The sequence below is a fragment of the Ensifer soli genome (genome assembly GCF_041928815.1).
Classification (GTDB): Bacteria; Pseudomonadota; Alphaproteobacteria; order Rhizobiales; family Rhizobiaceae; genus JBHFEI01.
The window spans coordinates 130796-144836 of record NZ_JBHFEI010000009.1; the positions used below are offsets into that span (position 1 = coordinate 130796).

At 69.4% G+C, this 14041-nt stretch carries 6 protein-coding genes; 4 read left to right on the forward strand and 2 right to left on the reverse strand.

All coding sequences use genetic code 11. The features are described from left to right. Nucleotides 1-123: 123 nt before the first annotated feature. From ACEVQ6_RS15155 to ACEVQ6_RS15165, 3 genes are all read left to right on the forward strand, one after another. Nucleotides 124-5232, forward strand: a complete 5109-nt coding sequence (locus tag ACEVQ6_RS15155) for a VCBS domain-containing protein (RefSeq protein ID WP_374889860.1) — start codon at nt 124-126, stop codon at nt 5230-5232. 415 nt (nt 5233-5647) lie between these two features. After that, complete coding sequence (locus tag ACEVQ6_RS15160; RefSeq protein ID WP_374889861.1) at nt 5648-7339, forward strand: type I secretion system permease/ATPase; 1692 nt, start codon at nt 5648-5650, stop codon at nt 7337-7339. A gap of 25 nt (nt 7340-7364) precedes the next feature. Continuing rightward, the gene (locus ACEVQ6_RS15165; RefSeq protein WP_374889862.1) at nt 7365-8681 is read left to right on the forward strand and encodes an HlyD family type I secretion periplasmic adaptor subunit; all 1317 of its coding nucleotides are present in this window, start codon (nt 7365-7367) and stop codon (nt 8679-8681) included. Between the two features lie 204 nt (nt 8682-8885). Here ACEVQ6_RS15165 and ACEVQ6_RS15170 read toward each other — a convergent pair whose 3' ends face one another. Then, nucleotides 8886-10343, reverse strand: coding sequence for a TolC family protein (locus ACEVQ6_RS15170; protein WP_374889863.1), 1458 nt, complete (start codon nt 10341-10343; stop codon nt 8886-8888). A 341-nt stretch (nt 10344-10684) separates the two neighbouring features. After that, nucleotides 10685-11878 carry a helix-turn-helix domain-containing protein gene (locus tag ACEVQ6_RS15175; RefSeq protein ID WP_374889864.1) on the reverse strand — a complete coding sequence of 398 codons (1194 nt, stop codon included), beginning with the start codon at nt 11876-11878 and terminating at the stop codon, nt 10685-10687. A 328-nt stretch (nt 11879-12206) separates the two neighbouring features. Here ACEVQ6_RS15175 and ACEVQ6_RS15180 point away from each other — a divergent pair, with 328 nt between their 5' ends. Beyond that, nucleotides 12207-13964, forward strand: a complete 1758-nt coding sequence (locus ACEVQ6_RS15180; RefSeq protein ID WP_374889865.1) for a methyl-accepting chemotaxis protein — start codon at nt 12207-12209, stop codon at nt 13962-13964. Nucleotides 13965-14041: the final 77 nt, after the last annotated feature.

Below are 14041 nucleotides of genomic sequence, written 5' to 3' on the forward strand. Positions count from 1 at the left end.
TCTGTATTAACCAGATGTTAACGACCCTGTTCCCGCTCGTCTCCCGGATTGATATACAGTTCTTCGTTTATTTCTGAATTTTAAAGCAGTGCACCCACGCCTGCACTGCCGGGGGGAACAGCGATGGCCATCAATTTTCTCAGCACGCTCGAATGGGTCCTGCGCAACATCGCCGGCAACGTGACGATCGGCACGCGCAGCGGCGACACGCTGACCGGAAGCCAGACGCGCAACGACATCATCATCGGCGGGCGCGGCGACGACAGTCTTCGCGGGCTCGGCGGCCATGACACGCTGACCGGCAACCAGGGCGACGACGTGCTCGACGGCGGCGACGGCAACGATCTTCTCGATGGCGGTGCCGGCGACGATCATCTGGTCGGGGGCGCGGGCAACGACACGCTTCAAGGCGGCGCGGGCGACGATCTCCTCGATGCCGGCGCCGGCTCGGACACTGCGCTCGGATCGTCCGGCGACGATGTCTTCCTCCACCGCGTCGCCGAGAATGCCGGCGCCGCCGACAGCTATGTCGGTGCCGGCGGCCAGGATACGCTGGCGCTGCAACTCACCCGCGCCGAATGGCTGACGGCGGCGGTGCAGGCCGACATCGCCCGTTTTCTCGCGAGCGCCGTGCAGCAGCCCTCCTTCTGGCAGTGCCTGCTTCCGGCGAAATTCCAGTTTTCCGCCTTCAATCTGAAGGTGGAGACGATCGAGAGCCTGAAGGTCTTCGTCGACGGCGTGGAACTCGACGCGCGCGACGCGGCCGTCGATGCGCGCAATGACGCGGTGTCCGTCGCCGAAGGCGGACAGGTCGCCGGCCAGGTGCTTGCCAATGACAGCGTGCCGGACCTGGTGAAGTCCGTCTCCCTTGTCTCCGGCGTCCCGGCCGGCAGCCTGACGCTCAACGCGGACGGGAGCTTCACCTATTCGGCCGGAACGGCGTTCGAATGGCTGCGCGCCGGCCAGACGACGACCGTGAGCTTCACCTACAAGGTGGTGGACGCCGATGGCGACAGCGACACGGCGACGGTGACGGTCACCATCAACGGCAGCAACGACGCCGCGACGATCACCGGCATGGCGACCGGCGCGGTTCTCGAGGATGCGGCAACCGCCTTCGTCGCCGGGACCCTGTCGGTGCAGGACGTCGACCAGGGCGAGGCGGTCTTCCAGGCGGTGCCGTCGGGGGATCTGCAGAAGACCTATGGCAGCTTCACCTTCAACCCGTCGACCGGCGGCTGGCGCTACACGCTGGACAACGGCCGCGCCGCCACCCAGGCGCTGGCCCATGGCGAGCAGGCGACGGAAACGCTGACCGTGCGCTCGCTCGACGGCACGGCGACGAGGACGATCACGGTGACCGTCACCGGCACCAACGACGCGCCGGTCGTCTCCGGCCCGGTCGCCGGCACGGCGGTCGAGGACGGCACGGCCTCGACGCTGTCGGCGCTTGCCGGCGCTTCCGATCGCGACGGCGACACGCTGTCGGTCGTCGACCTTCCGGCGAGCCTGCCGGCCGGCGTCACCTACGACGCGGCGACGCAAAGCTTCACCCTGGATCCCGCGCATGCGGTCTACCAGTCGCTCGGAGCGGGCGCGACGACCGTCGTCAGCGTCTCCTATGCTCTCTCCGACGGCCGGGCGAGCGTGCCGGCGACCGTCGCCTGGACGGTCACCGGGACGAACGACGCACCGGTCGCGTCCGTGATCGCGGCGCCTGATACCGACGAGGATGCGGCGCCGGTGACGATCGACCTTCTGTCGACGTCGAGCGACCGCGACAGCGGCGACGTGCTGGCCGTCGTGGACCTCTCCGTGGTGTCGTCCAACGATGCCCGCGTCGTTGCCGCGTCCGTCGATGCGGCCGGCCGGCTGGTGCTCGATCCGTCCCAGTTCGGCGATCTCGCCGCCGGCGAGAGCGAGACCGTCACCGTCTACTACACGATCGGCGACGGCAGGGGCGGCACGGTTGCCAACACCGCGACCCTCCTCGTCGAGGGCCGCAACGACGCCGCCACGATCACCGGCAGCGCGGCCGGCGCGGTGACGGAGGACGCGCCATCCGATACCGTCGAGGGCGGGCTGCTGGTCGCCGACGCCGATCGCGGCGAGGCGGCGTTCCGGCCCGTCGACGTCATCGACCTGCAGCAGACCCATGGCCGCTTCACCTTCGACGAGGCCACCGGGGCCTGGAGCTATACGCTCGACAACACCCGCGCCGCCACCCAGGCCCTCGCGGAGGGCGAGGAGGCGACGGAGACGCTGACCGTAACCTCGCGCGACGGCACGGCGACGAGGACCATCACCGTGACCGTCACCGGCACCAACGACGCGCCGGTCGTCTCCGGTGCCGTCGACGGCGCGACCGTGGAGGACGGCACGCCGCTCACGCTGTCCGCGCTGGCGAATGCCGACGACGTCGACGGCGGCGCGGTTCTGTCCGTCGTTGATGTTCCCTCGGTGCTGCCGGCGGGCGTCACCTATGATGCGGCGACCCAGAGCTTCACGCTCGACCCCTCCCATCCCGCCTACCAGTCGCTGGCGGACGGCGAATCGACGATCGTGACGGTCGGCTACGGCGTCTCGGACGGCACCGCGACGACCCCGGCCTCGGCCCGCTGGACCGTCACCGGCACCAATGACGCGCCGGTGGTCTCCGGTGCCGTCGACGGCGCGACCGTGGAGGACGGCACGCCGCTCACGCTGTCCGCACTGGCGAATGCCGACGACGTCGACGGCGGCGCGGTTCTGTCCGTCGTTGATGTTCCCTCGGTGCTGCCGGCCGGCGTCACCTATGATGCGGCGACCCGGAGCTTCACGCTCGACCCCTCCCATCCCGCCTACCAGTCGCTGGCAGACGGCGAATCGACGATCGTGACCGTCGCTTACGGCGTCTCGGACGGCACCGCGACGACGCCGGCCTCGGCCCGCTGGACCGTCACCGGCACCAATGACGCCGCCGTGATCAGCGGCACGACCTCGGTCAGCCTCATCGAGACGAATGCCGTCCTGACAGCCGGCGGCGCGCTCGGCGCCGTCGATGTCGATGGTCCCGCGACCTTCGTCCCACAGACGGGCGTTGCCGGATCGAACGGCTACGGCACCTTCTCGATCGATGCGGGCGGCGTCTGGTCCTGGGTGGCGTTTTCCGCGCATGACGCCTTCGTCGAGGGCGAGGTCTACACGGACAGCATCACCGTGACGACCGCCGACGGGACGCCGCAGGTCATCACCGTGACGATCACCGGAACGGCGGAGAGCCTGCCGGCGATCGACCTTGCCGATCCCGGCAGCGCCGGCTTCCGCATCGACGGGGTGGCGTTTGAAGATCGCAGCGGCTATTCGGCCTCCGGCGCGGGCGACATCAACGGCGACGGGTATGACGACGTGATCATCGGCGCCCCTGGTGCCGATCCCGGCGGCCGCGCCAATGCCGGAAGCTCCTATGTCGTCTTCGGCAAGGCCTCCGGCTTCGGTACGGTGAACCTTGCCGATCTCGGAACCGGGGGCTTCCGCATCGACGGCGCCGCGGCCGGCGATTCCAGCGGCTTCTCCGTCTCCGAGGCGGGAGACGTCAACGGCGACGGGTTTGCCGATCTGTTGGTCAGCGCCTGGACGGCCAGCCCCTCGGGCCGGGGCGGCGCCGGAAGTTCCTATGTCGTCTTCGGCAAGGCGTCCGGCTTCGGCACGGTCGACCTCGCCACGCTCGGCACCGGCGGCTTCCGCATCGAGGGCGCCGGGGCGGACCACGCGTCCGGCTGGTGGAGTTCATCGGCCGGCGACGTCAACGGCGACGGCTATGACGACGTCATCATCGGAGCCTATGGCGCCGATCCCAGCGGCCGCACCAATGCCGGAAGCTCCTATGTCGTCTTCGGCAAGGCGTCCGGCTTCGGCACGGTCGACCTCGCCACGCTCGGCACCGGCGGTTTCCGCATCGACGGCGCCGCGGCGGCCGATTACAACGGCCTTGCCGTCTCCTCGGCCGGCGACGTCAACGGCGACGGCTACGACGACGTGATCGTCGGTTCCCGCGACCACGATCCCTCCGGCCGCAGCAATGCCGGCGCCTCCTATGTCGTCTTCGGCAAGGCGTCCGGCTTCGGCACGGTCGACCTCGCCGATCTCGGCGCCGCCGGTTTCCGCATCGAGGGCGCGGCGGCGGGCGACTACAGCGGCCGCGCCGTCTCCTCGGCCGGCGACGTCAACGGCGACGGCTATGACGACATCCTCGTCGGCGCCTATTTCGCGGCTCCCTCCGGCCGCATCAATGCCGGCGCCTCCTATGTCCTCTTCGGCAAGGCGTCCGGTTTCGGCACGGTCGACCTCGCCAATCTCGGCACCGCCGGCTTCCGCATCGACGGCGCGGCGGCGGGCGATCAGAGCGGGCTTTCGGTGTCGTCGGCCGGCGACGTCAACGGCGACGGCTATGACGACGTGATCGTCGGTGCCTATGGCGCCGATCCCTCGGGCCGTACCAATGCCGGCGCCTCCTATGTCGTCTTCGGCAAGGCGTCCGGCTTCGGCACGATCGACCTTGCCGATCTCGGCGCCGCCGGGTTCCGCATCGATGGCGCCGCGGCGGGCGATTCGAGCGGATATCCGGTGTCGTCGGCCGGCGACGTCAACGGCGACGGCTTCGACGACCTGATCGTCGGCGCCCACCTCGCCGATCCGTCCGGCGTATCGAATGCGGGCTCGTCCCATGTGCTCTTCGGCGGCGCCTTCGGCGCGTCCGCCACGCCCGTCACGCGCATCGGCACCGCGGCGTCCGAGACGCTGCATGGCGGCATCGGCGCCGACACGCTCTCTGGCGCCGGCGGCGACGACCTGCTGATCGGCGGCAACGGCGCCGACCGGCTCATCGGCGGGGCCGGCGCCGACCGCATCCGCACCGGCGGCGGCAGCGACACGGTCGTGTTCGAAAGCACCGCGGACGGCGCCGACCGCATCGACGACTTCACCTCGGGCGCCGACAGGCTCGAGATCTCCGCCTCCGGCTTCGGCGGCGGGCTTTCGGCGGGCGGCGCCGTGACCGTCGTCAACACGCTGGTCGCGACGGCCTTCGTCAGCGGCGCGTCCACCGGCTATTTCATCTTCGACACCGGCGGCGCCGATGCCGGCACGCTCTATTTCGACGCCAATGGCGGTTCGGCGAGCGACGCGATCCGGATCGCGGAGCTGAACGGGGTCAACCTCCTGCAAAGCGCGGACTTCAACGTCGTGGCGTGACGCCGCTCGTTCGCCGCCCGCCTCGGGCGGCGGACGTTAACGCTTCCGATCGAAACGCGTAGCGTTAACGACGCGTGAACGGCTAAAGCGTGTCTCGCAAGGCTGTGCAGCGGTCTTGCGAAAAGACACGCGTAAAAACAAAGACCTGAAGCGTACGGGCGACTCTCGAAGATCGCGACACGCTTTCGGCCATGCCGAGCCGAAGCGGGATCGCCTCGGCATCGGGCAGTGTGGCAAAAAACAGGGCCTCTCCGGCCGGGTCCGGACCGGATTCGGCATCCGGACGCGGTGTCGAGGCAGAGAGGCGGGGAGCATGTCCGGGGAAGGCGGGATCAGCCGAAACGATCCCGCCTTCGCCGGAGGCTCCGGCAAGGGCGGGATCCGGCAGGCGCCGGCGGCAGGGGGAGCGGATCGGATGGCAGGGGCAGCGCTGGGCGGACCGATGCTGGTTCTGGCGGGTTTCACCGTCGTCACCAATCTCCTGATGCTGGTCATGCCGGTCTACATGACCCAGGTCTACGACCGCATCCTGCCGACGCGCAGCATCGAGACGCTCGCCTATCTGAGCCTGATGGCGATTGCGGCGCTGATGCTGTTCGGCCTGATCGAGACGCTGCGCCAGACGATCGCCCGCAGGCTCGCCGCGCGCTACGAACTGGCCGTGCTGCCGCGCCTGATCACCGCCGCCGATGACAGCGCCGCAGCGATCGATCCGGGGGCGGCGGCGAAGGCGATGACGGTCCGGCGCTTTCTCGGCTCCGGCGCCTTCGTCAACCTCTTCGATCTGCCCTTCGTGCCGCTCTTCCTCGGCCTGATGTTCCTCGCCCACCCGCTGCTCGGCTGGCTGACGGCCGCGGGCATGGTCGTGCTCGTCCTCGTCACCGTGCTGAACGAGAGGCTCTCCGCCCGGCCGGGCGCGGAGCAGGCACGCCTGCAGGCCGCCGCCGGCCGCAGCGCCCAGGACGTGCTCTCCGCCCAGGAGGACGTCCGCGCCATGGGCATGGGCGAGGCGATGGCGCGCCGCTGGCGCGGCCAGGCGCTGGACGCGGCCTTGGCCGGCGAACGGGCCGGAGCCGTCAATGCCCGTTTCTTCGGCCTCACCCGCTTCGTCCGCCAGGCGCTGCAGACGGCCGCGCTCGGACTGGGCGCCTTCCTCGTCATCCATGGCGACATGGCGGCGAGCCTGATCTTCGCCGCGTCGATCGTCTCGTCGCGGGCGCTTCTGCCGATCGAGCAGGTCGTCGGCGCATGGAAGGCGATCGCGGAGGCGCGCCGGGCGCAGGGCGATGTCGGGGCCGCGCTGGCGCTGGCGGACGCGGCGGACGCGGCGCGCGGCCGCGTCGAACTGCCGGCGCCTGCCGGCCACCTTTCCGCCCGGCATCTGCGCCTTCAGCTCGGCGCGACGCCGGATGCCCCCGTCCTCGTCGACGACGTGACGCTGGCGGTCCGGCCGGGCGAGCTTGCCGTCATCGTCGGCGCCTCGGGCTCCGGCAAGTCGAGCCTGATCCGGCTCCTTGCCGGCGCCGCGTCGCCGACCTCGGGCGAGGTGCGGCTCGATGGCTTCCGTCTCTCCGACTGGCCGGCGCGGACGCGCGGACGCGCCACCGGCTACATGGCGCAGCAGACGGTGCTGTTCGAGGGAACAGTGGCGGACAACATCGCCCGCTTCGACAGGGAGGCCGGCGACGAGGCGGTCGTCGACGCCGCCCGGCGCGCCGAGGCCCATGGTTTCATCGCCACGCTGCCGAACGGCTACAACACCCGCATCGGCCCCGGCGGGGTGCGGCTTTCCGGCGGCCAGGTCCAGCGGCTGGCGCTGGCGCGGGCGCTCTACGGCCACCCCGTCGTGCTGGTCCTCGACGAGCCGAACGCCCATCTCGACAGTTTCGGCGAGGAGGCGCTGCTGAAGACGCTCGCCGCCGAGCGCGCCCGCGGCCGGGCGATCGTCGTGGTGACGCACCGCACCAACCTGCTGGCGATCGCCGACAGCGCCTGGCTGATGGAGGGCGGCCGGCTGACGCCGATGCCGATGCCGATGCCGATGCCGGGGGCGCAGGGCCGCCGGGCCCAGGTCCACCCGATCGCCACCGCCCTGTCCAACGGCTGAGCCGCCCGTTTCCCGGAGACCCCCGATGCCGACCGACGACCGCACCATCGCCCGCCTGACCTCGGTCCGCGGCGCGCTCCTGACCGGCGGGCTCGCCACCGCGCTGTTCCTCGGCGGCTTTTCCGCCTGGGCCTTCGGCGTGCCGCTCGCCGGCGCCGTCATCGCCCCCGGCCGGGTGGTGACCGACGGGAACGTCCAGGTCGTGCGCCACGAGCGCGGCGGCGTGCTCGCGAGGCTCGATGCGCGCGAAGGCATGGAGGTTGCGGCGGGCGACGTGCTGGCGACGCTGTCGCGCGCCGAGGACCGGGCGGCGGCCGAGGAGATGCGCAGCCGCGTCGCCAGCCTCACCGTCAAGCAGGCGCGGCTCGCCGCCGAACAGGCGGGGGAGGAGGCGTTCTCCATCGCGCGCGGCGACCTGCCAGAGGCGGCGCGCACGGTGCCGCCCGCGCGCTTCGCGGCGCTCCTCGCCGACCAGCAGAACGAATTCGCCTCGCGCCGCCGCCAGCTTGCCGATGCGCTCGCGGTGCTTTTCGCGCAGCGGCGCGCGCTCGAGGAACAGGCGCGCGGTCTTGACAGCGACCGGGCGGCACTCGAAAGCCAGCGCAGGAGCCTCGGCGAGGACATCCGGCTGCGTCGCGCGGCGGTCGCCCGAGGGCTTGGTCGCGAAAGCGTGCTGCGCGAGCTGGAGCGGCAGGACGACGGGCTGAAGGGCGGCATCGACAAGGCGCTGGCGCAGATCTCGGCCCTCGACCATCAGCGCGCCGAAATCGGCAACCGCATGGCGGCGGAGCGCTCGGCCTTCCTGCAGAAGGTCGGCGACGAGCTGTCGCGGGTCCGCTCGGAAAGCCTGGAGGCGATCGAGGCGCTGGCCGGCAAGGCCGATGCCGTCGCCCGCATCGAGGTGCGCGCGCCCGTCGACGGCGTCGTCAACAAGCTGCATGTCAACACGGTCGGCAGCGCCGTCGAGCCCTTCGCGCCGATGGTCGAGATCGTCGCCCGCCGCCAGCCGCTGGTGATCGAGGCGAGAGTGCAGCCGTCCGATATCGACGACGTCTATCCGGGCCAGCCGGCCCGCGTCGTCCTGTCCGCCTTCAACCGCCATCTCTACGATGCGGTGACGGCGACCGTCGTCTTCGTCGGCGCCGATGCGCGGCAGGACCAGCCGGACCAGGAACCCTACTACACGGTGCGCCTGTCGGTGCCGGAGCCGGAACGGGCGAAACTGCCGGCGATCCTGCCGGGCATGCCGAGCGAGGCCTATCTCTCCACCCATGAACGCAGCTTCGCCGCCTATATCGCCGAGCCGTTCATCCAGAGCTTCGAGCGCGCCTTCCGGCAGTGAGCCCGGGAGCCGCGCCGAGCGCGGGATTTGCGCGGCGCCGCCGGGCAAAGCGGGTTTTCTCGGGGGATCGGGCCGGCTGGGAACGTGTCGGACATCCGCGGCCGGGGTCGCAGGGCGGACGGTGCCTCGCCTGACGCCGCAGGCGCGCCTCGCTTCACCGGAGATACCGCTTCGGCCGCTGCGACACGTTCGGCGGCGACAGGTTCACCGCACGTGCTCTTTCCTTTCGTCTTTGCCGCATTGTCCGACGCCGAAGCGATCCCGCGTCGGCCGGACACCCTCCTGCGCGCAGGTGGACATTCCGAGACGGTCGCCGAGCAGGCCGGTTTCGGCGGCGAGCGTGATTTCGGCGGAAAGCACGCCGGCGCGGGCGGCGTTGCGGTTGAGATCGGCGGAAGCGACATCGCCGATCGTGCGGATCTCGTCGAAGACGGAGCGTTCGCCGAGCCTTCTCTCCTGGCGGACGCCGTCGAGAAGGCGCGTCGCCGCCGCCTGTTCCGTCTCGGCCGCCGACAGCATGGCGCGCGCCTCGACAAGGCGTTGTTTCGCCGACAGGATCGCCGCGCGCACGCCGGAAAGCGCCGCGTCGTGGTCGAGCGTGGTGGCCAGCAGTTCGTCCTTGCGGCCACGGATCTCGGCCTCGCGGGCGCCGCCGGTATAAAGCGGCACGGACAGGCTGACGCGCGCGCTCGCCTCGTGCATCCGCTCAAAGCCCGTCTCATGGCCGCTGCCGCCGGCGGAAAGATCGAGCGACAGCGACGGATTGTAGGCGGCGGCCGCCTGCTCGACGCGCGCCTGCGCCACCTCGATGCGGCGCGCGCGCTCGCCGAGCCGCGGATTGTTCGCCCGCGCCAGCGCGAGGAGCCCGGCCTCGTCGGCCGGCAGGCGGCGCGACAGGCCGGACAGCGTCTCGATGCCGACGCTTCCGCGCGTCAGCCCGAGGCGGAGCAGTGCCTCCTCGGCGCGTGCCATCGCCATCGCCACCGTCTGGCGGTTGACGGCGATGGCGGCGCGCTGGCGGGCGACATCGCCGGTGTCGACGCTGGTCGCCGCCCCCGCCGTCCGCTCGGAGGCGATATCGGCGGCAAGCGTCGCCAGCCTGCCTTCGTGCCGCTTCAGGATCTCCAGCGCCCTGCGATGCTCCTCGACTTCGGCCACGGCGAGCGCCGCCTCGTAGGCCGTGGCGAGCGTCACGTCGCGGGCGCCGGCGACGGCGACGCGTTGCGCGGCTTCCGCCACCTTCAGCGCCGACTGCGCCCGGCCGCCCTGGTAGATCGGCACGCGCACGTTCAGCGCATAGGAATAGGGATTGTCGGGCGCGTCGGCGAGGGCTGGGTGGCGGCGGCTGGCCCTCAGCGTCGATCCGGCATCGAGCGAGGCGGCCGGCAGGAACATCGCCTTCGCCTTGCCGATCTCGGCGCCCGCCGCATCGATGCGCGCCTCGGCCGCCTTCACCACCGGCGCCGTCTCGACCGCATAGGCAAGCGCGCTCGGCGGCAAGGCGAGATCGCGCGCCTCTGCCACCGCCGCAGGCTGCGCCAGGCAGGCGGGATCGCTGCCGAAGCAGGCCGCATCGCTGTGCACGCGCTTGCCCGATGCGCATCCCGACACCGACACGAGCACCGCTCCGAGGGCGGCCAGAATGATCGAACGGCTGCGCAATCGGCTCCCTCCACACTCTTGTCCATGTGTAAACAAACGTGGTTAATCACCCGTTAATGCTTCACGTCCGGGCGCGTGGCGGGGACGTGGCAGAGACGCCGGGACGCAGACGCGGCTTGCGCGGAGAGGATGGCCGCGGCGTCGCCGCGTCGTTTCCGCCAAAACGCCGGAGCGTGAAGGTCTGACGCGCGTCCGGTGTCCGGCTTCTCTTGCGCCTCGCGCGGCGCGGCGTCTCTCCGCTCACCGAGGTTCCGGGTTAATGACGGCGCGGAAAGACCGGGGCGGGAGCCGCGACATGGCGTCACAGAACAATCTCCCGCGACCCTGCGCAGCGGTAGGTTTCAGGGGATCTTTCTGTCTTTCCTCAGTTGGGACGGGGTGGCGCCGAAGGCCTTCTTGAACGATTGCGTGAAGACGCTCTGCGTCCCGAACCCCCAATATTCGGCGATGTGTTTCAACGACAGGTCCGGCCGGTTCACGACATCGTCATGGGCCAGCCGCAGCCGGAGCGCGAGCTGATAGCCGCCGATGGTCTGGCCCGTGAACCGCGTGAAGGAATATTGAAGCGACCGCACGCTGACCGAACTCAGCGCGGCCAGCGTTTCGGGAGACGAACGCAGGTTCGGATGGGCCTCGATGAAATCGATGGCGCGCTTGACCTGCCTCGGCATCACGGCCGGCACCTCGCCGCCGAGGCTGGCGCTGAAGTTGCTCGGGAACCCCAGGAGGAAACTGTCGATGATCACGTCGGTCAGGCTGTCCGACCGTCCGACGAGGATGTGGGCCAGATCGCCGAACAGCGGCGCCTGCATGCTCGCGGCGAAGGTCGAGAGCGGTGAGACGATGGCGTCGTCGAGCGCCTCGCGATGGAACTCCAGCGCCTTCGTCACCGGGCGATCGAGGAGCAGCGCGAGCCGTCGCGTCAGGAGAGCGTCGGGAATGACGACCGTGTCGTGGCGACTGGTGTCGAGAATGTTGATGGTGCTCGCATGGCGATAGCCGATGACCTGTCCGCCGCCGACCTCGACCTCGCCTTGCGGAAACGTGTATGTGCTCCCGCCGCTTCTCAAGAAGTTGAAGAGGACGGCGTCGAATGACGTTTCCGGGGTGATCTCGATCGAGCCGATCGTGGTCGACCATTCGAGGAACACGTCTCCGAGCGTGCATGTGACGCCCTCGAGCCCATAGATGGGAGAATATCCGAGCGGCTTCACCGAGACCGGTGCGTAAGACTGCGAGATGAAATTCTCCACCGCGTCAACGGCAGGGGACAGGAACGAGATTGTCTTGAAAAAATCTGACGTCATCGGCGGTTCATGGGTCGAAAATCGAGGTTTTTCTTCAAATGTGCTTCGGGTTCCCTCCTCCCACGATGCCGGGATGCCGGTGTCGGTTCTCCCATCGGGCGGAGGCGATGGCGTGCCACATAGGGGCGGTGGCGCGATTTTAAATATGTCGCGCGCGACTCCGGCTCCGACCGGGGCGGCAGTACCCCGGGAAATCGAGGCCTGCGGCCATGGCGCGCCGTCATGCAAGCGACGCCTTTCGTGGAGGCCCTGCCGCGCCGGCTGTCCCGCGCTGGACCAGAAACGACACCGAACGAGACTGTCACGAAGGTGGCGGCATCGATGTAAAAAAATGACATCACGGCGGGAATGGTAGAAATACAATCCTGGCGCGTATTTTTGACGCTCTGAATTGTCGTTTTCCTGCAGACGTATCCTTTTGACGCAGGTAAAACAGATCGTGGCCGAACTTTAACCTTACCTAAATTTGCGAACGCGCACATCTATCCGTGACCTGTGGCAGCCGTCACGGCCGTGCGTCCCGGCGAATGCGGGCGGACATGTTCAGGAGAGGGATATGATCGGATTTGGCAGCGCAGACTTGAAGTCCGTCTTCCTGGCCCTCAACGGCTCGCAGGCGATCATCGAGTTCAGGATGGACGGCACCGTCCTGTCGGCAAACGAGAATTTCTGCAGGACCTTCGACTATCAGCCCGAGGAGATCGTCGGGAAGCATCATCGCATCCTCGTCGATCCCGCCGAGGCGAACGCTGCCGACTACACGGCGTTCTGGCAGAAGCTTTCCCGGGGAGAATGCGACCGCCGCCAGTACAAGCGTATCGCCAAGGGCGGCCGCGAGGTCTGGATCGAGGCGTCCTACACGCCCGTCCTCAAAGGGGGAAAACCCTACAAGGTGATCAAGCTCGCCACGGACATCACCGGCCACAGGCTGAAGGCCGCGGAGGATGCCGGGAAGATCGCGGCGATTTCGAGGGCGCAGGCGATCATCGAGTTCAGCCTCGGCGGCGAGATCCTCGCGGCGAACGACAATTTCCTTCGCGCGTTCGGCTACAGCCTCGCGGAGGTGCGCGGCCAGCACCATGCGATGTTCTGCACGCCCGACTATGCCGGAAGCGAGGACTATCGGCAGTTCTGGGCACGGCTTGCGGCGGGGGAATTCGTCTCCAGCGAATTCACGCGCCTCGGCAAGGGCGGCAGGCGGGTTCACATCCAGGCCTCCTACAATCCGATCTTCGACATGAACGGCAAGGTCTTCAAGGTGGTCAAGTTCGCCACCGACGTGTCGGAGCGGGTCAGCAATGTCGAGGAGCTGGCCGTCGCTCTGCAGGCCATGTCCGCCGGCGACTTCTCGCGGACGATACCGCACCCCTTCCTGCCGGCGCTCGACGCCTTGCGGACGGATTTCAACGAGTCGTCCGCGAAGCTGCGGTCCACGATCGCGATCATCCTGCAGAACGCCGAGGCGATCGCGGCCGCGTCGCGGCAGGTCCAGGCTGCGTCCCACGACCTGTCGAAGCGAACGGAGCAGCAGGCCGCATCCGTCGAGGAGACCGCCGCCGCGCTGGAGGAGATCACCACCAACATCGCCGATTCGAGCCAGCGCGCGCAGGAAGCGGGCCAGCTCGCCCGCAAGACGAAGGAGCATGCCGAGAGGTCGGGAGGCGTGGTGGGTGAGGCCGTCGATGCCATGGACAAGATCGAGCAGTCGGCGCGGGAGATCGCGAGCATCATCGGCGTGATCGACGAGATCGCATTCCAGACCAACCTGCTGGCCTTGAACGCCGGCGTCGAGGCCGCGCGCGCCGGCGACGCCGGCAAGGGCTTCGCGGTGGTCGCGCAGGAGGTCCGGGAGCTGGCGCAGCGCTCCGCCAAGGCCGCGAAGGAAATCAAGACGCTGATCCACGCCTCGAACGACCATGTCAGGAGCGGCGTCGGTCTGGTCGGCACGACCGGCCAGGCCCTGCGGCAGATCGTCGACCAGGTGGTCCTCGTCAACGACAACGTCAAGGCAATCGTCGAGGCCGCGCGCGAGCAGTCGATCGGCCTTAAGGAGATCAACGTCGCGGTCAACACCATCGACCAGGGAACGCAGCAGAATGCCGCGATGGTGGAGGAGACCACCGCGGCGGCGCACAGCCTGGCCCGGGAGGCCGCGGATCTCTTCGCCCTGCTCGGCCAGTTCGACATCGGCGCCGGAGCGAAGACTGCCGCCGCCGGCCGGACGCGCGCCTCGACCGCCGAGACGGAAACGCGGATCTCCGGCCGGGCCGTCGCGGCCGGCGGGAGGACGGGTGCCAGGACATCCGGACTTTGACGCGCGCGTCGGGTGCTGAAGTCTCCTCTGAAAGGCGTTCTCCGGGACTGGTACCCCCCCGGAATGCGCGGGCGACG